Genomic DNA, 26,869 nt, shown 5'->3' with positions numbered 1-26,869 from the left:
AGAAGCCATTTATTGTTTAGTTATTTTCTAACAAATATGCTTTGAACAAGTCATAATCAACCGGTAATTCTTTTGCCAGTTTTTCCTTTCCTGCAAGCGTTTCGGCTCCTTCCGGAAGTTCAACTTTTTCATATACATCGGCGTCGATTGCATCCGGAAATTTGCAGGGATGTGCTGTAGAAAGAAACACTGAAGCATACTGTCCCGGATGCTCACCCAGATAAGCTTGTGAAGCTAACCAGGCAATAGCGGTATGCGGACAAGCGACATATTCATAAGCCAGATAAAGTTGTTTCATCGCAGCTTTAGTTGCCTCATCATCGTAAGTATAAGATGTAACAACTTCCTTTAAAGCCTCCAGATCCTGATCAAACAGATCCAGTATACGTACCCAGTTGCTCGGATCACCTACATCCATAGCATTGGCCAGTGTCTGTACTGAAGGTTTAGGCTGATACTGTCCGGAAGACAGGAACCTCGGAACTGTATCATTGACATTGGTTGCGGCCACAAACTTTTCAACAGGAAGTCCCATCTTATAAGCCAGCAATCCAGCACCTATATTTCCAAAATTACCGCTCGGTACACTGAACACAACCTGATTGATTCCCTGTGCCTTTAATTGCGCATAGGCATAGAAATAATAAAAGGTCTGAGGAATCAGACGAGCTATATTAATAGAATTGGCTGATGTCAGTCGCAATTCTGCATTCAGTCCGGCATCATTAAATGCCCTCTTCACCAGTGCCTGACAATCATCAAATGTACCGTCCACTTCCAGTGCCCGTATATTCTGACCATTTGTGGTAAGTTGCTGCTCCTGTACTTCGGAAACTTTTCCTTTTGGATACAGAATCGTTACCCTTGTCCCTTCTACGCCTAAAAAGCCTAATGCTACAGCACCTCCGGTATCACCGGATGTAGCGACCAGTACATCTAACAACTTATCATCAGATTGAGAGAAATATCCCATAACACGACTCATAAAGCGAGCTCCGAAATCTTTAAAAGCATAAGACGGACCGTGAAACAATTCCAACACTGCTGTGTCCTTACTCAAAAACCGGACAGGCGCATCAAAATTAATGGCATCTTTAATGATCTTTTTAAGATCATCAGCCGGGATATCCTGCCCGATCAAAGCATGGGCAACCGTAAACGCAATCTCTTCTAAAGAGTATTGCTGAATGTTACGGATAAACATAGGGTCCAGCTGGGGAATAACTTCTGGCATATAAAGGCCCTTGTCTGCGGGCAGTGAATTGAATACGGCATCTTTGAAGGATACACGCAGGTCTTTATTTTGAGTACTGTATAATTTCATTTTCTGTTAGTTTAAAACTTTAGGTCCTTCTACATTGACGGATGATACATATCCGAAACTTTCTATTTCGGATTCATTCAGGTGATGCTGTATACGTGCTTTGATATTTTCAGCTATGGTTCTGTCTCTTGTCACTGCTACTACAGAAGGACCTGAGCCCGATATCCCAAAGCTCAATGCACCTTCTTCCAGCGCAATTTGCTTCATTTCATAAAATTGCGGTATCAGAATAGCACGTGTAGGTTCGATCAGTACATCGTGCATACTCCTTGCGATCAGGGCATAATCTTCCTTAAACAAGCCAGCTACCAGACCTGCAATATTTCCCCATTGTGTCACAGCATCTTTCAGTAATACTTTTTCTTTAATCAGTTGACGTGCGTCTCTTGTCGGTACATCCACCTGTGGAAATACAACTGCTGCAAATAACTCTTTTGGAGTAGGCAAGGATATAACATCCAGAGGTTCGGTGCTGCGAATCAGAGTAATACCCCCAAATAGAGCTGGTGCCACATTGTCGGCATGACCTGTACCACAGGCCAGTCGTTCGCCTTCTACACAGTACGGAAGAAGCTCCTTCCTGGAAAGCGGACTTCCCAACAAAGCATTGATGGCAAACAGCCCCGCAACAGTACTGGCTGCACTGGAACCCAATCCGGAACCTATAGGCATATGTTTGTGTAATTTGATTTCGACACCGACCTCATGCTGCAAGCCCAGATTCTGCAGCAGAAATTGTACACATGCCGATACTGTATTTTTTTCAGGATCTAAGGGCAAACGACCGTCATCTCCTGTTATCTCGGTAATCACTACTCCGGGTTTCGAAGACTTTTTCATGATGACCTCATCACCAGGCTCGTCCAGTGCAAAACCCAGAATATCAAATCCGCAGATCATATTGGCAACAGTTGCCGGGGCAAATACTCGTATTTCCTCCAACATCTTTTCCAGATCGATATCCTTTTTCAGCTGCGATAGTTCCATTGTCTATGTTTAGTAATTAATATTCAGTAATTGTATTTCAGTTATCAGGATTAAGCGCCGACGTTTACCAGGTCCGCAAATACACCTGCAGCTGTCACCTCAGCACCCGCTCCCGGCCCCTTGACAACAAGGGGACGTTCCTTATACCGTTCGGTTGTAAAGGAGATAATATTGTCACTTCCCGAAAGTGAATAGAACGGGTGTGTCTCATCTACCAACTGTACGGAAATGGCAACTTTTCCATTTTCCAGTTTACCAATATAACGGATTACTTTATTTTCAGCCTTAGCTTTTGCTTTTAATGCTTCGAAATACGCATCTTCTTTTTTCAGTTCTTCATAAAAAGAAGCAACACTATCTGCCTGCAGACAGGCTTCCGGCAAAATGGCACCCAGATCTACATCTTCAGATTCAATAACATGACTTGCATCACGAGCCAGAATCAGCATCTTACGCATAAAATCCACTCCACCAAGGTCATCACGCGGATCCGGCTCTGTATATCCCAGTTCCTGAGCTTTCATTACCACATCATAGAATGAAGCATTATCTTTAAAGTTATTGAAAATATAGGATATGGTACCCGAGAGAATCGCTTCTATTTTGATAATACGGTCGCCGCTCATCATTAAATCTTTAAGGACGCGTACAATCGGTAATCCCGCACCTACATTTGTTTCATAGAAGAAATCTACGCCATATTTACGTGCTGTATCGTGCAGAGACTTATACTGCTCATATTTACCTGAATTCGCAATTTTATTGCAGGTGACAATAGAGATATTGGATCTGAAGATATCTTCATAATAGGAAGAAGGGACTTTGCTAGCTGTATTATCTATAAAAACACAGTTGGGCAGATTCATTGCTTTCATCTTTTCTACAAACAGCGGCAAATCAGCATCTATACCATTTTCGTTCAGATCCGCTTCCCAGTTACCCAGATTAATTCCTGATTCACTGAAAATCATCTTCCGGCTATTTGATATTCCCACTACCTTGATATCAATATCGTTTTTATCAGAAAGGAAATCATGTTGATTCTCCAGTTGTTTGAATAATGTAGATCCGATATTTCCTGTTCCCAGATTAAAGACATGTAATGTCTTCTTTAACTCTGCAAAGAAAGCATCATGAACAGCATTCAATGCTTTTGCCAGATCTATCTTGGAGATAATTACCGAAATATTAAATTCAGAAGATCCCTGAGCGATTGCACGTACATTAATACCGTTTCTTCCCAGTGCGGCAAACAGTTTACCTGACATTCCAGGAGTTTTCTTCATATTCTCACCCACAATAGCTAAGACAGAAAGATCATTTTCAATTTCCGGTCGCACCAGTTTATTGGCTTCCAGTTCCAGCTCAAACTCTGCTTCGATAAGGTGTAAAGCTTTACGTGCATCATCCGGATGTACGGCAAAGGTAATACTGTGCTCGGAAGAAGACTGCGTAATCAATACGACATTGATCTGCTCTCTGGCAAGTAAGGTGAACAGACGACCACTAAAACCGGATTTGCCGATCATACCTGAACCGCTCAGATTAATCACAGAAATATCGCTGATAGAAGAAATACCTTTTATCGGATAGCTGGTCTTTCCACTGTCAAACTGAATAACTGTTCCTTCAAATTCCGGCTGGAATGTATTGCGGATAATAATCGGTATTTTCTTCAGGAATGCAGGAATCATGGTCGGCGGATAAATCACCTTGGCACCAAAGTAAGAAAGTTCCATTGCTTCTGTATAAGAGAGAACCGGTAAAGAAAATGCTTTCTTCACAATACGCGGATCTGCAGTCAGCATTCCGTTTACATCCGTCCATATCTCTATAGCTGAAGCATTGAGTACGGATCCGAATATAGCAGCTGTATAATCCGACCCTCCGCGACCTAAAGTGGTAATACGCCCGTTTTCGTTAGAACCGATAAATCCGGTTACAAACATAAGCTTATCAGCATTGGTATTGGCAAGTGCCTTGATCAGCTGGTCGGTGATTTCGTCATTGACACTGGCATGTCCAAAATTTGAATTTGTCTTGATATAATGTGACGCATCTACAAACAAGGCTTCCTCCAGATGTTGCTCCGCTATTTTTGACACCAGAAAAGTCGAACAGCGCTCACCATAACTCACCACCAGATCGCGACTTTGATTACTTAGCTCACGGAGAGCATAGATTCCCTGAAGCAGGTCTTCTATTTCATTGAAGAACAGTTTCAATTTAGTAAAAACAGGATTCTGGAATTTTACAGCGATCAGTTTTCGAACCACTTCAAAGTGTTTCTCTTCGAGAACTTTTATACCGGACTCAAATGGTTTGCCCTCAGCTGCCTCTTCTGCCATTTGCGTTAGCAGATTGGTAATACCTGACATAGCAGATAATACGACTAATGGTTTCTCCCCCGCCTGATAAGCTGCTGTTACAATGGCGAGCACAGACCGGATGCTGTCTGCTGAGCCTACTGATGTACCACCGAATTTTAGAACTTTCATATTTAATTATACTGTTTAGTTGACTGATTAAAACAAAAAACGCCTTCCTCTTTGCGGAGGAAGGCGTTTTCATCAATATTATGTACACTTTTTAATACATAGAAACTACTTCCTCCGCGTATATGCCCCCGGTGGTAATAATAATCGATGTAGTAATAGTGTTAAAATTCATTTCTGTTTTTTGCTTGTGCTAAAGGTAGGATATTAATTTCGAAATATTCAAAAATATTTTATCTTTTTTATCAAATTCGCCTTTAAAGCTATGTTTCGTTGATTTTTTAATGAAATATAGTTTTATACAGCTCAGAAAGCTCAGGTTCTGAATTGTTAAAAAAGGTTAAAGAATTGTTAAATCTGCGTCAAAAAGTTTGGATTGCTAAGTAGAATGACTTAGTTTTGCGACAGTGCTGTAGAATAAAATATACAGTGCACATGTAAAAGTTTAAAGTTGTATTAATAAAGCGATTGAATGAAAACAAAGAAAATAGTAGCTTTAGTGCTATTTATAGGCTTATGTCTAGTGTCGCAGGCACAATCAACCAAAACCCAATCCAAATCAGAATCAGCCGATCCTGATAACTTAGCAAAAGATTATTTCTCGCAAATCATGGGTGTAGCTGTTTCAGCAACTACAAATACCAAACTTTATCAATTTGTATACGACTGGATCGGTACTCCTTACCGTCTAGGAGGCGATTCCAAAAGAGGTATTGACTGCTCGAAGTTTGCATACGAACTATACGATAAGGTTTTTAACACTTCTATCGGTTACAATAGCCGCAATATCTACACACAGGTAGATCCTATCGGTAAAAGTGAACTAAAAGCGGGAGATTTGGTTTTCTTTAAAATCAGAAGCAAAAGCATCACACACATAGGTGTATACCTTGGAGATGACAAATTTGCACACGCTTCATCCAGTAAAGGTGTTATGATCAGTAATCTGAATGAAGCTTACTGGAAGCGTTACTACTACAACGGCGGACGTATGCCGATTGAAAATTCAGAAGAAATTGGAAGAGTATTGACTGCAGATCTTCTTAAAGAAAGAAAAGCAACTGTCAATTAATCAATAAAACAGTATTCAAAAGTCCGATTGTTCTTGCAATCGGACTTTTTTGTTTAAAAGATTTCTTATTTTTACCTCAGTAAAATTTGAGCCGTATGTCTTCAAAAAAAACCCTTATTCTAAATAAAGAGCAAATCAAACAAAAGTCAATCCGTATTGCCTATCAGATACTTGAAGATAATTTTGAGGAAAAGGCAATCGTCATTGTGGGCATTGCGGACAGAGGTTATATCTTCGCTCAGCGTCTTCAGAAAATTCTGGTTACGTTAGCGCCTGAAAAGTCAATCGAGCTGATCAAAGTAACGATCAACAAGACCAGCCGAAGCCTAGTTGGTTCTACAGACGTAGCAGCCTCTACAGCGAAAGATAAAGTGGTAATCCTTGTCGATGATGTACTGAACAGCGGAAGAGCTTTAGCGTATGGCTTAGGCATCTTTCTGGACGTTCCGTTGAAGAAGATGAGAACTGCCGTACTGATTGACAGAAGTCATCACAAGTTCCCTATTTTCAGTGATTATTACGGTCTGAAGCTTTCGACTATCCTAAAGGAACACGTCGAAGTGACTTTGGAAGAATATGATAAAACAGAAGATGCGGCCTGGTTAGTATAACCGGACCGCATCCTTGTATTCTTATATGAAAAACGTTCGTTTTTCTATTTCTTGATTTTCAATTTCATTCCGGGTTTGAGTTTACTGCTACTCAGTCCATTGTCTGCCTTAATATTGCTTACGGTAGCACCTTTATACTTGTTGGCGATATCCGACAACGTATCCCCTCTCTTTACTGTATAGCTCAGATAGCTGCTGGTAGATTTTTTACTGGCACTGGCCTTATTCTTACTGACACGGCTCGCTAAGCGTTCGTTAACTCCCGGACTGGACACGATAAGTGTACGTCCTACCGGAGCACGACTGGAGGAAATATCATTCCATGCTTTCAGGTTTTGTACACTGACCCCAAACTTTCTGGAAATACTCTGCAGCGTCTCACCCTTTCTCACACGGTGTCTGGTCATCGCATTAGGAGATACACGCAGATCATCATTAGCGGCTTCTACAACTGCAGCCATAGACTCTACAGGCGAATTAAGAGCCGTATAAAGCTTCTCTTCATCCATACCTGCCAATTTAGGTATAACAAGCCTGCGTGGCATCTCTGCGGTACCATTCACAATTCCTTTCTTATACCCGGGATTGAGCCTTTTTAAAGCCTCTTCTGACAGGTTAAGCGCCTGAGCAATGCTGTTCAGATTAAGAGATTTGTCAACCATCATCATATCTGTTGCCAAATGATAATCTGTTGTAGCAGCTTCAATATTATTTTCAGCTGCATATCCCATCATATATGTCATAGCAATAAATGCAGGCACATAATTACGGGTTTCTCTTGGAAGATAGGCGGATAATTCCCAGAAGTTGGGATTCGTCTTTCCTGATTTAGCTATTGCACGTTTGATATTTCCTTTTCCACAATTATACGATGCGATAGCCACGAGCCAGTCTCCGAATTCCTGATAAGAATCCTGCATGTATTTGGCGGCAGCATAGCATGAAGCATAAGGATCTTTCCGCTCATCCAGATAATTATCCATGATCAGATTATAAGATTTGGCTGTCCCGTACATAAACTGCCACGGTCCGGTCGCTCCTACGCGTGATACACTGTGAGGATTGAGTGCTGATTCAACAATAGACAGGTATTTGATCTCATCCGGAACATTCATCTCTTTGAATATCTTTTCATAGATCGGGAAATAATACTGCCCCAGTCCCAGCATCTTACTCATATGCGGTTTATAATTTTTAGAACTGTACAGTTCTATATAATTACGTACCTGAGCATTGTAATTTAACGGTACTTCCCGCTGGAGAGAGAGTAATTTACGGACCATTCCCACATCCTGAATATCAAAAACGACATTATCGACGTTTTTTTCTCCGGCGTTGACAAATTTAATACTGTCAAGTTCCTTTAAGATCTGTGTGTTTTCATCTGCCAGATTTTGCAGAAGTGTAGTTTGTAGATCATCTTTAAAAGATGAAGAGGATTGACCTTGAACATTAGCCTGTGCGATGCACAAAAAGCCAAATAAAGACAGGGTCGTCACTTTCATTTTAACCATAAGATCAATTTAATGCATAAAATAAGATTGAACCCTTATTCTATAATAGCCTGTGTTTTTTGAAACATAAGCTGTACTTCCATGCATGTTTATAATTTCGGTCTTTTCAAAGGCTGGATATCCCTTTTCAGCTTTTGAAAACGGTTGAAAAAACAAAAGATTCCTTTGAGATCTGATCACATTGGAATCTTTTGTTCTGGACGTCCATTAGTGGGCGTTATTTGAATTTTCTTTGTTATTCGTATTGTTACCGGACTCAGTAGGCTCTTCCCGCTGACCATCCTTAAACTCTTTCACTCCACGTCCCAATCCACGCATTAATTCAGGAATCTTTTTACCCCCAAATAATAACAGAACCAAGATTACAATGATAATAATCTCTTGCGTTCCTATAAATAATAGCCCTGATGTTAACATAATCTATTTTTGTGTTTATTTTTTATGCCCTATTGCTTTAATCACCCCCGGTAAATCTTCCAAAGGTAAACATTTAATTTTTTATTTCTGTTATCTTGCCAGCCAAGATTCCGGATTTAACTCCGTCATTCCTTGGAAGATAGAGAATTTGACAAGTGAAATACCTTCCTCTGTATCCTCTCCTGCTGTACCTATAGCCTGTCCTGCAGAAACTTTTTGTCCCTTGGAAACAGATAATCCTTTCATATCACTATATACGGTAAAATACTCTCCATGGTTTATAATAACGTTACCGGAACCTGCCGATGTAAAGGCCTGCACCACCGTACCCGGGAATACTGCTTTAATCGTCGCATTTTCACCTGTACGGATAACGATATCCGGATTGTACACCGTTACATTTCTTCCGTAAGACCCCATACCAAACTTGCGGATGATATTACCCTGTCCTACCGGCCAAGGGAGCCTTCCTCTGTTTGATTTGAAATCAGCAGATAAACGAGCTGCCTCCGGTGTAGATTTTAACACTTCTCCGTCTGATTTGCGTTTGGTGTTTTTCTCTACTTCGGCTACTGTTTTACCCGTTTTACGGGCTTCAGCTTCGGCAAGACGCTTGCGCTCAGCTTCTGCTCTTCTTCTTTCTTCCGCGATCTCACGTGCGATGGCAGCCTTAATTTGTGCGGCCAGCTTACGTTCCTGCTGTTGCTTTTTACTCAGTTGCGATTTCACATTACGCTCCTGAGATGCGAGCTCATTCAGCACTTTCGAATGCTCAGCCTTATCTTTAGCGATTACAGAGCGTTCATTTTGCTGATCTTTCAGCAGGACATTCTTTTTATTTTTGTCGGCCTGAAGCTGTGCAATTTTTTGTTTGATCTTGTTTTGAGTTGCCTCTATTTCGTCTGCCTTTATTTTTCTGGAATCGTTAAATTGCTGAAGATATTTTACACGACGGTAAGCCTGATTAAAATCTTTAGATGCAAAGATAAACATCATCTTACTATAGGCATTTTTATTCCGGAATGCGAACATGATCATTTTCTCATAATCCTTTCGCAGCTTTTCGAGCTCAGCTTTCAGCGCATCTACAGCTTTATTATTACTGGAGATTTGATTATCGATCAACCGTACTTCAGCATTGATAGTAGAAATTTTCTCCTCACGAAGATTCAATTGCTTACTCAGTGCATTGACCTCCTGCTGGGAAAGTTTTCTCTCTTTAGTGGTATTTTGCAATACTTTTTGTAATTCGGCAATCTCTTTGGTCAATTGCTCTCTTTGCTTCTGTAATAAAGCACTACTCTGTGCCTTACTCGCAGTCACTACAAAAAACAGTGCTAATATGCTTAATAATACTTTTTTAAAACCCATGAACTGATTTTCATTACTCCCTTTACCTCCATATGAAACACATAAAGATAAAGAACTACAGTTTGCGAAAGTAATAAAACTAACGCATTATACACTAATATTCACTAATTTATTACCTTATATTTTGAAGGCACATTAAATGGTAATTCCAGAATTTCATTAAAAGTAACCTTATTAAAGACCATATCTGCAGTCACCTTGGCGTTCTCTCCTATCAGATTCAAACGTAATTTTTGTGGAAAATTGTATCCCGACACCACAGAATGTTGACCATATATAGCTTCAAGCTTTTGATTACGTCCGTCTTCTGACAAGCGAAAGGTAACAGGACGATTATCCGTATTGATAATATAATGAAATCTCATACCATCTTTAATACCGACCATTTGTGTATCCTGTGAACTGCTGGCCATCTGCAGGTTGTCCGTATTAAGTAATGAGGAAGATACATTGCCTATCAGAATATCCTGAAGATTAGAAAATGTAACAGCCCGGTTTGTATACTGATATACATAGCTGAAAGGTTTGGAGATATACTCTCCCTGCAGTTTATTCAATATCTTGATACTATCCGGTGTGATCAGGATACGTGCGACTTCAATCGAAAGAAAAGAGGTAACCGATATCCATATCGCCTTATTCCGCTCTATTCGCACATTCGCCGTGGCATCATACGACTTATCTCCCAGCGCAATTGTACTTTTTGCTTTTCCGGAGAATGTGTGAAAGTCCAGATTACTCAACTCAAATGTTTTGATCGCATCGGCAGTTGAATTTATAGGTGACACGACTTTCGGCTGTTCCTTACCCGGGATATTCTTTTTACTCTTACAGGAATATAATGTCAGTACCATCACCATCAATCCTATGCTCCATTTACTCCACATATTTTCTGTTTTTTATTTTAATTGAAAGTTTTTCTTTATCTATATCTTCAGAATCTGCCAGAACCAATGCTTTCTCCCATTGCTTTACTGCATCTTTTTCTCTTCCGACGTGAAACAGAATATCTCCGTAATGATCGAGTAAGGTTGCAGAAGCCTGAGCCGAATTCTTAATGGAGCGTTCAATCCATACTAATGCTTCACTGTATTTTTCCTGTTGAAATAAGACCCATGCATATGTATCCTGAAATGTCGCAGAGGTAGGCTCCAGTTCATTTGACAACTTGGAGTACGTAGCTGCTTTCTCCAGGTCCTTTTTACGAAGTGATAAATAATAGGCCAGATTATTCATTGCAGTAACATTGGTACTGTCCAGCTTGATCGCTTCTTCGTAAGCCACATCAGAAGCTGACTCCATTTTCAACTGATGATACACATCTCCTAATGCTGCATAAATATTGGATTGTACAAATTTATTCTCATTCTCACTGTTATTCAATGCCTGTTCCAATAGCTCACGAGCATTATCCTTATCATCTTTCATGAGATAGGCAAGTCCAGTAAAATATAACAGCGTAGGATTATTCGGATTAGCCCGCAATCCCTCCATACCGTGTACAATAGCTACATCTACTTCCCGAAGTGCCATATCTGTATTAATAAGCATACGCCATCCGTCAATATTTGCCGGATTGATCCCTACCGCTACCAGAAATAAAGAACGGGCACCCTGTGGATCTTTACGTCTCCACATAACATCCCCTTTGGCCATATGACTTTCCGCCATACGGGGATGTTTCAAGACCAGCACATTTGTCAGATCCTGTAACTGATCCAGTGTGAATCCATTCTCTCTGATCAGCAAAGCGTGTACAACGCGATTTTTTTCCTGAAAATCAATTTTGTCCGATTCGAACGCTTTTTTCAGGTAAGCATACGCCTGCTTTTGGTTTTTCGCAGCAGAATAGGCATCAGCCATATCCAGATACAGCAGATCATCATGCGTAATACCGATACCTTTTTCAACTGTAGCTATTGCCTGTTTGGCATCTTTATCCCGTATATATAAATAGGACAATGTGCTGTATACCTGACGAAGCGGGCTGCTTTTCTGTTCCCAGGATTTGAGAATCTGCTTTGCTTCCTCATTTTTATTCTGACTCATTAAAATCTCTGCTTTCAACAGGTCTAATGTATCCGATACGCCGAATTTTTTCTTTGTACTTTCATAGAAAGTCAGGGCTTCATCCGATCTTTTCCGCATATGAAGCAGCATAATCTTCTCTCTGTACGCCTGCGGAACATCGGGCTTTTCAGCGATCACCTGATCCAGTACGCTAAGGGCATTATCATAATCCTGTCTGGACTTGTATACGTCGATCAGAAAATTATAATAGCGAAGATCTTTATTAAGTGTTATAGCCTGTTGAATATTGGATACTGCGGCATCATAATTACGAAATTGTCCGTACAACAATGCTTTTCCGTAGTACACTTCATCAGCGTTGGGGTATTTAGCGGTGATTTCATCCATGATCCGGAATGCATCCTGAAACTCGCCGTTTCTGAGTTTGGCTTCAATAAGTACCAGTTGATCCTGATAAGGTTTTTTTTCATTCTGTTGTGCTTCCGCACTGGAATAAACTCCTGTCTGAAGAACCAGCATCAGCACAACAAATAAGTATCGGCAAGCACGATTTGTTTTTATCACCATGTATTATAATGTTATTTTAAAGAATTACCGCATTCGTATGAATAATATACTAAAGTACTCAATAGCTAGTAAAAAGATGACAAATGAACGCAAAAGTTTAATAGGGCAAGCGTTAATAAATGTGAAAGTTTGAGTTACAGCAAAATAAACAAGAAATACCTTTTATATTAAAAAGATTTGACGTACCTTTGCAGACCTTTGTGATAAAGGAAAAGAAGATAATAACATTTTATTAATTAATTAATCAAAAGCAAGTGAATACGTTAAGTTACAAAACTGTCTCTGCCAACAAGAACACTGTCAACAAAGAGTGGATTGTTGTTGATGCTGAAGGCGAGATTTTGGGGCGCTTGGCAAGCGAGATTGCGAAAGTGATCCGTGGAAAACACAAGCCAACATTTACCCCTCACGTAGACTGCGGAGATAACGTTATTGTTATCAATGCAGACAAAATTAGATTGACAGGTGATAAATTAGGTGACAAAGTTTACGTTCGCTACACTGGATACCCAGGTGGTCAGCGTTTCATCACTCCTAAGGAATTATTGGCTAAACACCCTGAGCGCATCATTGAGAAAGCTGTTCGTGGTATGCTTCCTAAAAACCGTTTAGGACGTCAATTGTTTAAAAACCTTTATGTTTATGCTGGTACTGAGCACAAACATGATGCGCAAAATCCAAAACCAGTTAAATTTTAAGGAGAATCGACATGTCAACAACTAACACTTCAGGAAGAAGAAAAACTGCTGTTGCCCGCATTTACTTAACTGCTGGTAGCGGAAACATTACCGTAAATGGTAAAGATTACAAAACATATTTCCCAACATTGCCATTGCAATACATCGTTACTCAGTCTACTGAAGTAGCGGGTGCTGCCGGAAATTATGATGTCAATGTTAACGTGAATGGTGGAGGTGTAAAAGGTCAGGCTGAGGCTGTGCGTCTTGCGATTGCAAAAGCACTTATTGAGCTTGATGCTACAGTAAAACCTGCATTACGTGCAAAAGGTTTAGTAACGCGTGATGACCGTATGGTTGAGCGTAAAAAACCAGGACGCCGTAAAGCACGTAGAAGATTCCAATTCAGTAAACGTTAATCAAAGGAGGATCAAAAAATGGCAAGAACAACTTATCAAGACTTATTGGATGCAGGTGTGCACTTTGGTCACCTTACACGTAAATGGGATCCGAAAATGGCTAAGTACATTTTCATGGAACGCAACGGTATCCACATCATTGACTTGAACAAAACTCTTACGAAATTAGAAGAAGCTGCTTCAGCTATCAAACAAATCGTAAAATCAGGTCGTAAAGTTTTATTCGTAGCTACGAAAAAACAAGCAAAAGAAATCATCGCACAACAAGCGAAAGAAGTAAACATGCCTTTCGTAACTGAAAGATGGTTAGGTGGTATGCTTACAAACTTCGCAACAGTACGTAAGTCTATCAAAAAAATGTCGAACATCGACAAAATGCAAAAAGATGGTACTTATGACGTATTGTCTAAGAAAGAGAAATTGATGATTCAACGTGAACGTATTAAGTTAGAAAGCCTTTTGGGCGGTATCGCTGACTTGAACCGTTTACCGGCTGCTTTATTCATCATCGATGTAAAAAAAGAACACATCGCTGTTTCTGAAGCAATCAAATTGAACATCCCTACTTTTGCAATGGTAGATACAAACTCTGACCCTACTAATATCGACTTCCCTATCCCTGCAAATGATGATGCGACTAAATCCATCAGCCTTATCGCAGGTATTATCAGCAAGGCGATCCAAGAAGGATTAGATGAGCGTAAACGCGACAAAGAGGACGAAGCTGAAAAAGAAGCTGCAGCTGCTAAAGCGCAAGTGGACAACGGTGGTGAAGCTCAAGAAGCTAACGCTGGTGCTAAACGCCCTCGCAAAGCGAAAGACGGAGAATAATATTTTCTATATTAAACCGGATAGACCTGTGTTAGTTTGTGGAGATCATGATTTCCTTAGACGGCGCATATCTGTCCGGTTTTCTTGTTAAAACCCGGAAATAAGGTTTAACAATTCACAATTGCTTAACACAAAAAAAGAAGTTGTGATCTTTTCAAAATGTAATTTTATAAAAAATAAAAAATAACATGTCAGTACAAATTTCTGCATCAGATGTAAACAAACTGCGTCAACAAACAGGCGCTGGTATGATGGACTGTAAAAAAGCATTAGTAGAAGCAAATGGTGATTTCGAAGCTGCTATCGATTACCTGCGTAAAAAAGGAGCTAAAGTAGCTGCCAGCCGTCAGGATCGCGAGTCTAACGAAGGAGTAATCATTGCAAAAGCTTCTGCCGATAAGAAAAGCGGTATTGTAGTTGAAGTAAACTGTGAAACTGACTTCGTAGCTAAAAATGCTGATTTCATAGCATTTGCTGAGTCAATCGCTGACGTTGCTATCGCTAACCAACCTGCTTCTCTTGACGCACTTAAAGCTTTAGAAATTGACGGTCGCCCTATCGCTGAACTTTTGATCGAGCAAACTGGTAAAATCGGTGAGAAAATCGAAGTTTCTAAATACGAAGCTGTTCAGGCTGAAGAAGTGATCGCTTACATCCACGGTAACTACCGTCTAGGTGTATTGGTAGGTCTTTCTGCTGCTGGTGAAGGTGTAGAAGAAGCTGGTAAAGACGTAGCAATGCAAATCGCTGCGATGAACCCGGTTGCTATCGATAAAGATGGTGTTGATACTAAAACTATCGAACGCGAATTAGAAATCGCTAAAGAGCAAATCCGTGCAGAAGGAAAACCAGAAGAAATGGTAGAAAAAATTGCACAAGGTAAATTGAATAAATTCTACAAAGAGTCTACTTTATTGAACCAGGAGTTCGTAAAAGATTCTTCAAAAAATATCGCTCAATTCTTAGACTCAGTAGCTAAAGGATTGACTGTTTCCGCTTTCAAACGTGTTCAGTTAGGCGCATAATTTTTGACTGCTCAGCAGGAAATCATCCTCCTGCTATTCAAGCAGTATACCCGTCAAGCCTGCCCTCTTCAAAAAGCAGGCTTGACTTTTATTCAAAATTTTAGTTGCATAAACAACATTAAATAGTTTAAATTTTGTTATTTTGAGTGAATTATTAACTTAACAGCAATCTACTGAAATTTAATTTGCGCAAACCTTTTATTCGCTTGATTGTACTTTAATTAGAGTATTTTGACGATGATAAAAATAACTACAACCACATTATTCCTAATCTTTGCCCTTTCAGCTGCACATGCACAACATATCGTGGATGAGCAATTAAAAGATCCTATCCGCAGTGCTATCCGTACAAACAGAGAGCTGGCCGGAAAAGACATGGAAAATCAGAAGACCAAAATTGAAGGTGATATGGTTGGCAACAAACGGCTGCCCAGTGTTTCCGCTGCAGGTTTTTACTCCTATTTCAATTCAGGAGGTAAGCTTGATCTGCCTACTGTTCCGATTGGCAATACGCCTATAAGTCTCTTTGAGGGTGCACAGGACTTCCGTTTGCAGGGTCAGCTAGGATTAGTAGGTGTCACAGCTACTCAGGTGATCTTTAGTGGACTGCAGATCAGTAACGGGCAAAAAGCGTTAAGGGAAAAACTTCAGGCTCAGAATTATCTGCTGGAAGCTGATAAGGAAACTATTGCAAAAGATATCATAAGCACATTTGATCAGTTGATGCTACTGAAAGAAGTAGAAAAACTGATTGTGGATTCGGAGAAGCGCTTAAATAAGGAACATCTGAAGGTTGTAAAAGCTATAGAGAACGGTATGGCGATTCCTTATGACCGGGATAAAATAAAACTGGCAATGCTCGAGCTCGAGGCTAAAAAGGTAGAACTGGAAGGATCGAAAGAATTGCTTCTGCAGAAACTTGAACAGGATACTCATCTACCTGCAGATCAGCTACAGCATATTAATTACGAACTAAAAGGAATCGTGATTAATAAGGAGGAAAACAGCATAGAGAACCGCTATGAGCTTAAAGCTCTGGATGCTTCACAACGTGCATATGAATATGTGTATAAAAAAGAAAAAGGATCCGGTCTTCCGCAGGTATTTGCGTTCGGATCTGCATCTTACAGCAATGTATTCAAGTCTAAGCTGACGCTGCAGGATGTCGGCCTGTTGGGAGATATGCACCTGCGTTCAGATCAGTTACAGCTCTTCCCTACTTTTATTGTAGGGGTAGGTGCCAAATGGGAAATTTTTAAAGGTGGAGAGCATAAAAATAAATTAAAACAGGCAAAGCTGGATCTGGATATCAACCAAAATAAAAAGGATGATGTTTCGGAAAAACTGGAACTTTTACTCAAGAAAAACAAAGTCGAATATAATACGGCTAATCAAAAACTAAAAGTCAACGATCAGCAGGTACAGGTGGCAAAAAACAACCTTAATCTTTCTTCCAAACAATATCAGGAAGGATTGATAGATGTTACCGAGCTACTGGCTTCCGAAAATGATTATTATAAATCTAGCCTGGGCTATTATTCGCAGATTTTGCAACAACGTAAGTCTGCTCTTGAAGTTTTACATACCACTGGTGATTTACTTAACAGCATATTAAAATAACATGAAAAGATATATTGGTTTTTTACCTTCTTTAGTATTGGTACTTGCTTTTGGAGCTTGTAAAAATGAAAACAAGAATTCGGATCATATCATTGAAGGCAAAATAGAGCGGGATCAACTGAGTATAGTAACGAAAGTGCCCGGCAAGATTGAAAAGATATTGGTAAGTGAGGGACAGCACGTCCGGAAAGGTGACACGCTGATTATGCTGGAAATACCCGAAGTCACAGCCAAAGAGGAACAGGCTAAAGGCGCTCTGGATGCAGCTGAAGCGCAATATGAGATGGCCAGAAAAGGTGCTACTGACGGACAGCTTAAACAATTGAATGCCAAGGTGGCCGGACTTAAGGAACAGCTGGACTTTGCCGAAAAATCATTGAACAGACTTTCCAACCTGCTACGGGACAGCCTGGTACCTCAGCAAAAATATGATGAGGTCTACGCTAAATATCAGGGTGCAAAAAATCAATATATTGCTGCTCAGGCAGAACTCAGTGATGTACGTAATGGAGCGCGTGTAGAACAGCAGCGCATGGCTTTGGGACAGAAAGAGCGGGCTTTGGGCGCTGTCAATGAAGTAAGTATTGCCGCTAAAGAACGCTTTCTGATTGCTCCACAGGATATGACGGTAGAAAGTATAAACCTGAAGGTAGGAGAACTTGCGCTCGCCGGCTACGCTATTGTAAACGGATATCTTGATGAGACTACTTATTTCCGTTTTACACTGACAGAAAAAAAGATGGCGGCATTACGCCAGGGTGCAGAAGTAAACGTCCACATTCCATATAAAGACAATCAGGTAGTCAAAGGATCTGTTTCCTATATTAAAGCATTGAATTCGTATGCTAATATTGCTACGGCCTACCCGGATTTTGACCAACAGGAATCCCTGTTTGAAATTAAGGTAGTGCCAACAGATAAAAATGCAGCGCGTGAACTGCTTACCAAAAGCAATGCGACATTAGATATCAGCAGTATGGCGACTAAGTAAAGGAGACGGGCATGAAAATGATATGGGAATTAATCAAGCGTGAATTCAGGTTATTTAATAACAACAAAGTCTTACGCATTCTGTTTATAGGAGCTCCGATTCTTTACGGAGTGCTTATCGGGAATGTATATAAAAAAGGGAAAGTAACCAATCTCCCGATCATAGTCGTAGATGAAGATCGTTCACCAATGAGCAGCAAACTGATTGATATGTTCAATGAGAGTGAGGTTATCTATGTATCCGATATACTGAACGACAATTTCAACTCCCGCCAGTTGGCACTGGAGCGTGAAGCAACTGTTGTCGTACAGATTCCAAAAGGATTCATGGCTTCTGTCAGTCAGAACAGACAGACGGAAGTCGCTGTATTTGTCGATGCTTCCAATACGCTGACGTCTAACTATGCGATGCTCGCTGTCAATGTATGTGCTGCTACAATGAAAGCAGGGATACAGATCGAAACTCAAAAGAAAAAAGGAGTACCGGGCTATATTGCCAGTCAGCAATATGAACCGTTTAAAACGACTATTATCAAACAGAATATCAGAAGTGGCAACTATTTGTATTTTATGCTTCCTGGTGTACTGATGACGGTATTCCAGCAGATTCTGTTGTTAGGCCTTGCTCTGTCTTTTGCTTCAGAATTTGAAAATAATACTTTTTCCCAATTGCTTTCTAAAACTTCTAATCCGTTTACATTGATATTTGTAAAGGTATTCCCTTACTTTCTGATGTCTATCGGAGTCATGGCCCTCTACTATGGATTCTCTGTTTTCTATAAGATGCCAATACAGGTGGAGATCTGGCCATTTCTCTTGTCCACTACTTTATTTATATTAGCGGCCAGCTTTATTGGTATTCTGGTCAGCATCGCTATTCCCAATCAGCTAAAAGCGACAGAGATCTTAATGGTAATTGCAACCCCCAGCTTTATCCTCAGTGGTTTTACATGGCCGCTAAGTCAGATGCCACATTGGGTGCAGGTATTATCGGATGTCATTCCCCTTACCCATTACCTTCAGATTTTCAGGTTATTGTTTATAGAACAAGCTCCGGCTTATCTTATTCACAAACCTATGATCGCACTAACCATCATTATGCTTATCTGTTTCTTATTATCTGTATTGCTATTATATCTGAAAATAAGAAAGATAAAAAAACAAAAATCAGTCACAACTGCAGTCTAACAGAAGAAGAAAACAACTTACAATCAAACAGCATACATGAAAGTCGTAGAAAGCACAATCCCGGTTGACATATACAGAAATCTCAGAGTGGCTACAGGATTATCACCTAAAACCCAGGAAGCCGCCAAAAAAGGACTTAGAAATTCTATACATTCGGTCATGATTCAGCATGAGAATCAGATTATCGGGATGGGCAGAATCATAGGCGATGCAGGTTGTTTTTGTCAGGTAGTAGATATTGCAGTGCTTCCGGAATATCAGGGACAGGGTGTCGGAAAAATGATTATCCGGAATCTGATGGATTTTATCCATACTAATCTTCCTTCCTCCTGTTACGTCAGTCTGATCGCTGACGGAGATGCATCATTTCTGTACGAAAAATTTGGTTTTAAAGACACATTGCCTGCATCCAGAGGGATGGCGTATAAGGTGGAGTAAACAAATACAGCCTGCTTAGATTCCTAAACAGGCTGCTTCATAATTTGAGGTTACATTTTGTTTATACTTCTTCTTTCTGAACAGCAACCTGAGGACCTCCTTTTAAAATATCCTCTGATACCCCATATTTATTCATATTGCTCATGAACAAAGTGGCCAGTTTAGCTGCCTGAAGGTCATAAGCTTCATCATTTTTCCACAGTTTTTTAGCATTAAGGATATCATCCGGTATACCATAACAGCTTACCGGGTAGCGTAAGCCAAATAGCTCATGCTTATTGAAATCTGAATCCTGTAATTCGCCGCTCATAGCTGCCCGGATCAGATTTCGGGTATAACTGAGTTTGATCCGGTGTCCTACTCCGTATGGTCCTTTTATCCAGCCTGTATTGACCAGCCACACCCGGATAGACGGATCGGATAGGAGCTTAGCTTTCAGAAGCGCTGCATATTGCTCCGGGTGTAAGGGAAGAAATGCCTGCCCGAAACAAGCAGAGAACGTAGCTGTAGGTTCTACAACTCCGACTTCTGTACCGGCAACTTTTGCTGTATATCCTGAAATAAAATGATACATCGCCTGCTCGTTATTGAGCAAAGAGATCGGAGGAAGTACGCCGAATGCATCTGCTGTGAGGAAGAAAATATGCTTTGGTGTATTACCTTTTCCAGACAGATCAGCTCCTTCCATATACGAAATAGGGTAAGAAACGCGGATATTTTCCGTAATTGAAATATTTTCATAATCAGGCGTGCGACTGCCTGGCTCATAGACCACATTCTCCAGTAAAGCTCCGAATTGGATAGCATTGAAAATCTCCGGCTCCTTATCAGCTGTAAGACCTATACATTTGGCATAACAGCCGCCTTCAAAATTAAAGACGCCATCTGCCGACCAGCCATGCTCATCATCTCCTATCAGCAGACGATTTCTATCTGCAGATAAAGTAGTTTTTCCTGTGCCGGACAAACCAAAGAACAGAGAGGTCTCCCCTTCTTTGCTTTTGTTGGCCGAACAATGCATAGATAATACATCATGTTCTAATGGAAGGATAAAATTTAATATGGAGAAAATGCTCTTCTTGATCTCTCCTGTATATCCTGTACCGGCGATCAGTACCATCTTACGGGTGAAATCAATAATTACAAAGTTCTTGTTGCGGATCTCATATCCTTCAATGGACTCCATATCCAGAGAAGGTGCTGCCAGAATAGTCCATTGGGGAGCTACTGAAGCATCTGACACATCAGGACGGATAAACAGATTGTTAGCAAAAATACTTTGATAAGCTGTCTCTGTAATCACACGGAGCGAAATAGCATAGGCAGGATCTGCACCGGCAACAGCATCCCGGACATAGATCCGTGGAGCAGCACTCAAATGCTCAGCAACTTTGACACGTAACTTTTCAAAGGCTTCTTCCGAAATAGGCTGATTAATATCACCCCACCAAACATGATTTGCTGTTTTCTGATCTTTCACGATATACCGGTCTTTGGGCGATCGGCCTGTGAATTTTCCTGTCCTTGCATTCAGCGCACCTGTATCAGACAAGGTGCCTTCCGAATTTTTAATTGCTTGTTCCACTAAAGTAGAGACATCCAGTTGATAATTTACCTCATTATTATTGTTAATATTAAGGTAAGCTAAATCAAGTTTGACTAATTTTTCTGTAGCCATAAAAGTTTTAAATTTGAGCGTAAAATTAGAACTTTATTACGCTAAAATGCAAACGATTGTACTTTTAACACATATCTAACAATCTCATAATCAGCGTGAAAAAATTTATTTTTTTTAGCATTCCTTTGTGCAATATATGCGTTATTGAAGAAATTAGCACTGCAACCAACTTTTATAACATAAAAAAGGCCCTGATAAATCAGAGCCTTCCTCATACTTTATAATTTTACAGACCTTCGGTCACACTGCTGTTTTCCGTTTCCGGAGCTTTGTCGATCAGCTCCATAAACTGATCCAGCTTAGGTGTAATAATAATCTGTGTTCTTCTGTTTTTCATTTTACCTGCCGCCGTACTGTTATCTGCGATAGGGTTGTATTGTCCGCGTCCGCCTGCAGTCAGACGTTTAGGGTCTACTCCATAGGTGTTTTGAAGCGCCTGTACGACTGAAGAGGCACGTAGTGTACTCAGATCCCAGTTGTTACGGATATTCGTTTTAGAGATAGGATCCGTATCTGTATTACCTTCGATCAACACTTCATAGTCTTTGTAATCCTGAATAATTTTCGCAATCTTACTCAATGTCTCCCCTGCTTTGTCAGAAATTTCATAACTTCCTGATTTGTAAAGCATATTATCTGATAAGGATATATAAACTACCCCTTTAAGAACCTGAACATCTACATCTTTCATTTCTTCTCTGCTCAATGAGCGGGTCAGATTGTTAGTCAATACCATGTTAAGTGAATCACTCTTGTTTTTCGTATTCACCAGGTGCTGTATATACTTATTGGAAGCATTGATCTCATCCACCAGTTTGGAAATATTAACATTTCCCTGAGAATTCTGATTGATACTGTTATCCAATGTCTTTTGCAGATTAGCATACGCTTCTTTCAGTTGAGCATTATTAGCCTTTTCATACGCTAACTGCTCCTCGAGACTCTTGATACGTGTACGACCTTCTGTCAGGTCAAGCTGGCCTTGCTGATACTTCTGCGCCAGATCGCGATGCTCTGTTTGCAGTTTATCGTAGTCTGTCTGTAAACTTTTGAACTTTCCACTGCTCACACAGCTTGTTAAGAACAAGCCTGACAGCAGTATTGATATGGGTAAAACCGATTGTTTCATCATTATCGATAGATTTAAGGTATTTCAATAAATATCTAATATAGGGATTATAACAAAAGAAATGCCTAAGTTTTATGCAGTTTAGAAATTCTATGACAATTCCCAAGCTATGAAAGCAGTGTTTAAAAACATCCAAGAATCATTCAGATGTCCAAAAAAAACGTTGTAACATGCTTTTGACAATAAAAAATTACAAATTCTTATCAATATATTTGACTTGGAATCAGAATATTGGAGACCACCGGAATGTACAATGATTTAACATTTTTTAAGTAAAGTACCAGCTCAATCTCCACTAATCAATTCGCTCACATAACACTGATCTAAAGCCGATATGAAAAAAAAGACGCTCATCTACCTTATCCTAATTGTAGGTATCTGCGCAATCGCATATGCATTGTTTTTCAGAAAAGATAAGACCAATGCTTCTGAAAACGGAAATAAACCCAAATCCACACTCCTCACTGCAGAAGGTTTGATCGTCAGTCCAACCGAATTTGACAATGTATTATCCTTATCTGGAACAATCGACGCCGACGAAAAACTGGAAGTAAGAAGTGAAGTAAGTGGCAGAGTAGATAAAATCTTTTTCAATGAAGGACAACGCATCGCTCAGGGACAGGTTTTAGTCAAAATTAATGATATTGAACTGCAGGCACAACTCAAGCAGATGCAGACGAATAATCAGTTGACGTCCGAAAATGAAAGAAGAGCAAAATTGCTTCTGGCTAAAGGAGCAATCAGTCAGGAGGAATATGATATAGCCAGTGCTGCATACAAAACTTCTCTTTCGCAAACACAGTTGATAGAAGCGCAGATTTTTAAAACAACAATACGGGCACCCTTCAGCGGTACGATCGGGTTACGCAATATCTCTCCGGGTGCTATTATTTCTCCGACTACACTGATTACAAATCTGGTTAAGGATAATAAGATAAAGATCACGTTTTCAGTGCCTGAAAAATATGCCAGCCAGCTGAAGACCAATTCAAAAATAGATTTTACCGTAGCAAATAACGCAAGGACATTTCAGGGAAATATCTATGCTATAGAACCGGAAATAGCACTTAATACACGGACGATGACTGTGCGTGCTACAGCTCAAAACCCCGAAGGAAAATTGATCGCAGGATCATATGCAAATGTACTGCTTCCGCTTAATGACAGTGTTACAGCTATTTCTATTCCCTCTCAGGCCATAGTCCCTGTGCAGGATGGAAAGAATGTATTTATAATAGAGAATGGTAAAGCAAAACAGGTAGAAGTGAAGACAGGAAGCCGTACAGATAAGGATATCGTTGTCCTATCCGGATTAAAGGCTGGCGACACCGTACTTACAACAGGTGTGCTAACCCTGAAAGATGGTGCTGAAGTGAAGGTCACATTAAAGAAATAGAACAGATGAATCTTTCCGCGATATTTATTAAAAGACCTGTACTGACAATCGTAGTTAACGTCACAATCATTCTGTTTGGCTATATCGGTTATAGCTTTCTGGGTGTCCGGGAATACCCTTCGATTGATCCGGCTATCGTATCAGTGCGTACAAATTATGCGGGGGCCAATCCGGATATTATTGAGTCGCAGATTACAGAACCATTAGAAAAATCTATCAACTCTATTGATGGCATCCGTAATATTACCTCGTCCAGTAGTCAGGGAGCAAGTAATATTACTGTAGAATTTGAACTGGAAAAAAATCTGGAAGAAGCGGCCAACGACACCCGGGACAAGGTATCACAAGCGCTGCGAAGCCTTCCTCAGGATATAGATGCTCCACCGGTAGTCTCTAAGGCGGATGCCGATTCAGAACCTATCATTACGCTGACGATGCAAAGTGATACCCGGGATAAGCTGGAACTTAGTGACTATGCTGAAAATGTAATCGGTGAGCGTCTGCAAACCATACCCGGAGTGAGTAGTGTGCAGATCTGGGGGCAACAGCGCTATGCAATGCGGCTGTGGTTTGATCCGTCTAAGTTAGCAGCTTACAGTGTAACAGTCGATGATGTAAGAGCAGCATTAGGTGCACAGAATGTAGAGCTTCCATCCGGAAAAATAGTGGGTGCCAATACAGAACTTACCGTAAAAACGGTTGGAAACCTTTCTACAGAAAAAGAATTTGAAGATATTATCATCAAGGCAGACAGTGGAAGGATGGTCAAATTCAGCGATGTCGGTTATGCCAAATTACAGGCCGAAAACCTGGAAACAAAAATGGTCAGCGATGGAAAACAACTTGTGGGGGTCGCAATTATTCCTCAGCCCGGAACCAATTACATTGATATAGCCAATGATTTTTACAAATTGCTCGACCAGCTGAAAGAGGATATCCCGGAAGATATCACGCTCAATGTTGCCGCAGACAATACCACGTTTATTAAACAGTCTGTTATTGAAGTAGCGGAAACTTTATTGATTTCAATTGCACTGGTGACCTTGATTATCTACTTTTTCTTCAGAGACTGGGGGATTGCACTCAGACCTTTGCTTGATATTCCCGTATCACTGATAGCGACCTTCTTTATCATGTATATCTTTGGTTTTTCCATCAATGTACTAACCCTTTTGGCTATTGTATTAGCTACAGGTCTGGTGGTGGATGACGGTATAGTGGTCACTGAGAATATATTTAAGAAGGTAGAAGCCGGGATGTCGCCTATCGAGGCTGCATTGAAGGGATCAAAGGAGATTTTCTTTGCTGTGATTTCGATCTCGGTGACCTTAGCGGCTGTATTTCTTCCTGTGATATTTCTACAGGGATTTGTAGGCCGGCTTTTCCGGGAATTTGGAGTCGTCATTGCCTCAGCGGTGCTTGTGTCGGCTTTCGTATCCCTGACATTGACTCCGATGCTGAATGCTTATCTGATCAAAGGGACAGGTCATGAAAAATCTAAATTCTATATCTGGACGGAGCCCTTTTTTGAGAAAATGAATAGCGGATATGCGAAGATACTCGGCCATTTTATGAAAATAAAATGGATCAGTTTTCCCATCCTGATTCTTTGTTTTGTAGTCATCGGTATTATTTTCGGATCGATCAAAAAAGAAACTGCTCCATATGATGACCGCAGCAATGTGAATATCAGTGTAACAGGTCCTGAAGGAGCGACTTTTGAATACATGGACAGATATATGCAGGAATTTGATAAGTTGATTGCGGACTCTGTCCCGGAGAACAAAATCAGTCTTGTGATGACCTCTCCTACTTTTGGAACCGGATCTGTCAATAATGGCCGGGTGCGGATGACACTGGTAGATCCCGGAGAACGTTCCCGTTCACAGGATGAGGTGGCTTCGGAATTAACAAAATGGACTAAACAGTATGATGGTGTACGAACCAATGTTTCTCAACGTCCGACGATATCTGTAAATCGTCGTGGAGGTCTGCCGGTCCAGTATATTATACAAGCGCAGAATTTTGATAAACTACGGGAAAAGATTCCGGCATTTATGGAAGAGATCAACAATGATCCGACCTTTTCCACTACAGATATCAATCTCAAATTCAATAAACCGGAGCTTCATGTTTCTATCGACCGGGCTAAAGCTCAGACAATGGGAATTTCGGTATTAGATATTTCTCAAACGTTGCAGATGTCCCTGAGTGGTCAGCGCTTTGGTTATTTTATGAAGGATGGAAAGCAATATCAGGTGATTGGTCAGATTGAAGATGACAAAAGAGCAACACCTCTGGATCTGAGTGCAATCTTTGTTAAGAATAATCTGGGACAACTTGTACAACTTGACAACCTTGTACAGTTAAAAGAAGAGAGCAGCCCTCCGCAATTGTATCACAATAACCGGTATATGTCTGCTACTGTATCCGCAGGATTAGCGCCGGGTATGAGTATGAATGATGGTATAGCAGCCATGGATAGGGCCAAAGCTAAAGTACTGGATGAGACTTTTACGACAGATCTGAGTGGTGAATCCCGCGATTTTGTGGAGAGTAGTTCCAATACAATGTTTGCATTCGGCCTCGCATTACTGCTGATTTACCTTATTCTGGCAGCTCAGTTTGAAAGTTTTCTGGATCCGTTCATTATTATTCTGACTGTACCTATGGCGGTAGCAGGTGCGTTGATCAGTCTTTGGTTATTCGGACAGACCTGGAATATCTTCAGTCAGATCGGAACCATCATGCTTATCGGACTGGTCACAAAGAATGGTATCCTGATTGTAGAATTTGCCAATCAGCTAAGAGAAGAAGGTATGCCAAAATTTGAAGCGATTATGCACTCTGCTGAATCCAGACTTCGTCCTATCCTGATGACCAGTCTGGCTATCGCTCTAGGAGCTTTACCGATTGCAATGTCATTAGGCGCTGCAGCCACCAGTAGAATCGGAATGGGTGTAGTTATTGTCGGAGGGACTATATTCTCTCTTATACTGACATTATTTGTGATTCCCGCCATTTATTACATGTGGTCCAGAGCAAAAAAACACAGACCTGAATTTGATAATATTGAAGTTTAAAAATAG

The 26,869-nt window shown here is 40.5% G+C and carries 22 protein-coding genes; 12 read left to right on the top strand and 10 right to left on the bottom strand.

All coding sequences use genetic code 11. From position 1 onward, the window contains the following. Positions 1–16 precede the first annotated feature (16 nt). Genes thrC through thrA form a run of 3 tightly spaced genes read right to left on the bottom strand, consistent with a single transcriptional unit; the run spans position 17 to position 4,809 of the window. Positions 17–1,324, bottom strand: a complete 1,308-nt coding sequence (gene thrC, locus B4B65_RS07700; protein WP_293914833.1) for a threonine synthase — start codon at positions 1,322–1,324, stop codon at positions 17–19. 6 nt (positions 1,325–1,330) lie between these two features. Next, positions 1,331–2,311, bottom strand: a complete 981-nt coding sequence (locus B4B65_RS07695) for a homoserine kinase (RefSeq protein WP_293914831.1) — start codon at positions 2,309–2,311, stop codon at positions 1,331–1,333. Positions 2,312–2,361: 50 nt separating this feature from the next. Next, positions 2,362–4,809, bottom strand: coding sequence for a bifunctional aspartate kinase/homoserine dehydrogenase I (gene thrA / locus B4B65_RS07690; RefSeq protein ID WP_293914829.1), 2,448 nt, complete (start codon positions 4,807–4,809; stop codon positions 2,362–2,364). 469 nt (positions 4,810–5,278) lie between these two features. Between thrA and B4B65_RS07685 the strand changes: the two genes are divergently transcribed. Beyond that, the gene (locus tag B4B65_RS07685; RefSeq protein ID WP_003011978.1) at positions 5,279–5,878 is read left to right on the top strand and encodes a C40 family peptidase; all 600 of its coding nucleotides are present in this window, start codon (positions 5,279–5,281) and stop codon (positions 5,876–5,878) included. 95 nt (positions 5,879–5,973) lie between these two features. After that, positions 5,974–6,489, top strand: a complete 516-nt coding sequence (locus B4B65_RS07680; RefSeq protein WP_293914826.1) for a phosphoribosyltransferase family protein — start codon at positions 5,974–5,976, stop codon at positions 6,487–6,489. A 44-nt stretch (positions 6,490–6,533) separates the two neighbouring features. Here the strand turns inward: B4B65_RS07680 and B4B65_RS07675 are convergent, their stop codons facing one another. The 5 genes from B4B65_RS07675 to B4B65_RS07655 form a co-directional block, all read right to left on the bottom strand. Beyond that, positions 6,534–8,003, bottom strand: a complete 1,470-nt coding sequence (locus B4B65_RS07675; protein ID WP_293914824.1) for a lytic transglycosylase domain-containing protein — start codon at positions 8,001–8,003, stop codon at positions 6,534–6,536. A gap of 207 nt (positions 8,004–8,210) precedes the next feature. Next, positions 8,211–8,420: a twin-arginine translocase TatA/TatE family subunit gene (locus tag B4B65_RS07670; protein ID WP_002993094.1), complete on the bottom strand. Its 210-nt coding sequence runs from the start codon at positions 8,418–8,420 to the stop codon at positions 8,211–8,213. A gap of 90 nt (positions 8,421–8,510) precedes the next feature. Beyond that, a complete protein-coding gene (locus B4B65_RS07665) occupies positions 8,511–9,791 on the bottom strand; it encodes a murein hydrolase activator EnvC family protein (protein WP_293914822.1) in 1,281 nt (426 codons plus the stop codon). Between the two features lie 104 nt (positions 9,792–9,895). Beyond that, positions 9,896–10,678 (bottom strand): DUF4292 domain-containing protein, encoded by a 783-nt coding sequence (locus B4B65_RS07660; RefSeq protein WP_293914820.1) that lies wholly within the window; start codon positions 10,676–10,678, stop codon positions 9,896–9,898. After that, positions 10,668–12,389: a tetratricopeptide repeat protein gene (locus B4B65_RS07655; protein WP_293914818.1), complete on the bottom strand. Its 1,722-nt coding sequence runs from the start codon at positions 12,387–12,389 to the stop codon at positions 10,668–10,670. The genes B4B65_RS07660 and B4B65_RS07655 overlap by 11 nt, the downstream gene beginning before the upstream one ends. 254 nt (positions 12,390–12,643) lie before the next feature. Between B4B65_RS07655 and rplM the strand changes: the two genes are divergently transcribed. The 8 genes from rplM (at position 12,644) to B4B65_RS07615 (ending at position 19,577) form a co-directional block, all read left to right on the top strand. Further along, a complete protein-coding gene (gene rplM / locus B4B65_RS07650; protein ID WP_002993090.1) occupies positions 12,644–13,087 on the top strand; it encodes a 50S ribosomal protein L13 in 444 nt (147 codons plus the stop codon). Between the two features lie 11 nt (positions 13,088–13,098). Beyond that, positions 13,099–13,485 (top strand): 30S ribosomal protein S9, encoded by a 387-nt coding sequence (gene rpsI / locus B4B65_RS07645; RefSeq protein WP_002993089.1) that lies wholly within the window; start codon positions 13,099–13,101, stop codon positions 13,483–13,485. A gap of 18 nt (positions 13,486–13,503) precedes the next feature. Then, positions 13,504–14,316: a 30S ribosomal protein S2 gene (gene rpsB, locus B4B65_RS07640; RefSeq protein WP_002993088.1), complete on the top strand. Its 813-nt coding sequence runs from the start codon at positions 13,504–13,506 to the stop codon at positions 14,314–14,316. Positions 14,317–14,504: 188 nt separating this feature from the next. Next, a complete protein-coding gene (gene tsf, locus B4B65_RS07635; RefSeq protein ID WP_293914813.1) occupies positions 14,505–15,341 on the top strand; it encodes a translation elongation factor Ts in 837 nt (278 codons plus the stop codon). A gap of 237 nt (positions 15,342–15,578) precedes the next feature. Then, a complete protein-coding gene (locus B4B65_RS07630; RefSeq protein ID WP_293914811.1) occupies positions 15,579–16,961 on the top strand; it encodes a TolC family protein in 1,383 nt (460 codons plus the stop codon). Position 16,962: 1 nt separating this feature from the next. After that, the gene (locus tag B4B65_RS07625; protein ID WP_293914809.1) at positions 16,963–17,952 is read left to right on the top strand and encodes an HlyD family secretion protein; all 990 of its coding nucleotides are present in this window, start codon (positions 16,963–16,965) and stop codon (positions 17,950–17,952) included. 11 nt (positions 17,953–17,963) lie between these two features. Then, positions 17,964–19,139: an ABC transporter permease gene (locus B4B65_RS07620; RefSeq protein ID WP_201680269.1), complete on the top strand. Its 1,176-nt coding sequence runs from the start codon at positions 17,964–17,966 to the stop codon at positions 19,137–19,139. A 36-nt stretch (positions 19,140–19,175) separates the two neighbouring features. Further along, entirely contained in the window at positions 19,176–19,577 is a 402-nt protein-coding gene (locus B4B65_RS07615; RefSeq protein WP_293914807.1) for a GNAT family N-acetyltransferase, read from the top strand. A gap of 61 nt (positions 19,578–19,638) precedes the next feature. Here the strand turns inward: B4B65_RS07615 and pckA are convergent, their stop codons facing one another. Continuing rightward, complete coding sequence (gene pckA, locus B4B65_RS07610) at positions 19,639–21,255, bottom strand: phosphoenolpyruvate carboxykinase (ATP) (RefSeq protein WP_293914805.1); 1,617 nt, start codon at positions 21,253–21,255, stop codon at positions 19,639–19,641. Between the two features lie 226 nt (positions 21,256–21,481). Next, a complete protein-coding gene (locus B4B65_RS07605; protein ID WP_003011950.1) occupies positions 21,482–22,387 on the bottom strand; it encodes an OmpA family protein in 906 nt (301 codons plus the stop codon). 331 nt (positions 22,388–22,718) lie between these two features. On the opposite strand from B4B65_RS07605, the gene B4B65_RS07600 reads away from it, so the two are divergent. Then, positions 22,719–23,780 (top strand): efflux RND transporter periplasmic adaptor subunit, encoded by a 1,062-nt coding sequence (locus B4B65_RS07600; RefSeq protein ID WP_201680272.1) that lies wholly within the window; start codon positions 22,719–22,721, stop codon positions 23,778–23,780. A gap of 5 nt (positions 23,781–23,785) precedes the next feature. Next, positions 23,786–26,863 (top strand): efflux RND transporter permease subunit, encoded by a 3,078-nt coding sequence (locus B4B65_RS07595; RefSeq protein ID WP_293914801.1) that lies wholly within the window; start codon positions 23,786–23,788, stop codon positions 26,861–26,863. Positions 26,864–26,869: the final 6 nt, after the last annotated feature.

The sequence above is a fragment of the Sphingobacterium sp. UBA5789 genome (assembly GCF_002418355.1).
Taxonomy (GTDB): Bacteria; Bacteroidota; Bacteroidia; order Sphingobacteriales; family Sphingobacteriaceae; genus Sphingobacterium.
The sequence above is the reverse complement of the archived record's forward strand: the minus strand, read 5'-3'. Positions and strand labels throughout refer to the sequence as shown.

Excerpts from the sequence above, each read along its gene's own strand:
- thrC (WP_293914833.1), bottom strand. The coding sequence starts at position 1,324 with ATGAAATTATACAGTACTCAAAATAAAGACCTGCGTGTATCCTTCAAA.
- B4B65_RS07695 (WP_293914831.1), bottom strand. The coding sequence starts at position 2,311 with ATGGAACTATCGCAGCTGAAAAAGGATATCGATCTGGAAAAGATGTTG.
- thrA (WP_293914829.1), bottom strand. The coding sequence starts at position 4,809 with ATGAAAGTTCTAAAATTCGGTGGTACATCAGTAGGCTCAGCAGACAGC.
- B4B65_RS07685 (WP_003011978.1), top strand. The coding sequence starts at position 5,279 with ATGAAAACAAAGAAAATAGTAGCTTTAGTGCTATTTATAGGCTTATGT.
- B4B65_RS07680 (WP_293914826.1), top strand. The coding sequence starts at position 5,974 with ATGTCTTCAAAAAAAACCCTTATTCTAAATAAAGAGCAAATCAAACAA.
- B4B65_RS07675 (WP_293914824.1), bottom strand. The coding sequence starts at position 8,003 with ATGGTTAAAATGAAAGTGACGACCCTGTCTTTATTTGGCTTTTTGTGC.
- B4B65_RS07670 (WP_002993094.1), bottom strand. The coding sequence starts at position 8,420 with ATGTTAACATCAGGGCTATTATTTATAGGAACGCAAGAGATTATTATC.
- B4B65_RS07665 (WP_293914822.1), bottom strand. The coding sequence starts at position 9,791 with ATGGGTTTTAAAAAAGTATTATTAAGCATATTAGCACTGTTTTTTGTA.
- B4B65_RS07660 (WP_293914820.1), bottom strand. The coding sequence starts at position 10,678 with ATGTGGAGTAAATGGAGCATAGGATTGATGGTGATGGTACTGACATTA.
- B4B65_RS07655 (WP_293914818.1), bottom strand. The coding sequence starts at position 12,389 with ATGGTGATAAAAACAAATCGTGCTTGCCGATACTTATTTGTTGTGCTG.
- rpsI (WP_002993089.1), top strand. The coding sequence starts at position 13,099 with ATGTCAACAACTAACACTTCAGGAAGAAGAAAAACTGCTGTTGCCCGC.
- rpsB (WP_002993088.1), top strand. The coding sequence starts at position 13,504 with ATGGCAAGAACAACTTATCAAGACTTATTGGATGCAGGTGTGCACTTT.
- tsf (WP_293914813.1), top strand. The coding sequence starts at position 14,505 with ATGTCAGTACAAATTTCTGCATCAGATGTAAACAAACTGCGTCAACAA.
- B4B65_RS07630 (WP_293914811.1), top strand. The coding sequence starts at position 15,579 with ATGATAAAAATAACTACAACCACATTATTCCTAATCTTTGCCCTTTCA.
- B4B65_RS07625 (WP_293914809.1), top strand. The coding sequence starts at position 16,963 with ATGAAAAGATATATTGGTTTTTTACCTTCTTTAGTATTGGTACTTGCT.
- B4B65_RS07620 (WP_201680269.1), top strand. The coding sequence starts at position 17,964 with ATGAAAATGATATGGGAATTAATCAAGCGTGAATTCAGGTTATTTAAT.
- B4B65_RS07615 (WP_293914807.1), top strand. The coding sequence starts at position 19,176 with ATGAAAGTCGTAGAAAGCACAATCCCGGTTGACATATACAGAAATCTC.
- pckA (WP_293914805.1), bottom strand. The coding sequence starts at position 21,255 with ATGGCTACAGAAAAATTAGTCAAACTTGATTTAGCTTACCTTAATATT.
- B4B65_RS07605 (WP_003011950.1), bottom strand. The coding sequence starts at position 22,387 with ATGATGAAACAATCGGTTTTACCCATATCAATACTGCTGTCAGGCTTG.
- B4B65_RS07600 (WP_201680272.1), top strand. The coding sequence starts at position 22,719 with ATGAAAAAAAAGACGCTCATCTACCTTATCCTAATTGTAGGTATCTGC.
- B4B65_RS07595 (WP_293914801.1), top strand. The coding sequence starts at position 23,786 with ATGAATCTTTCCGCGATATTTATTAAAAGACCTGTACTGACAATCGTA.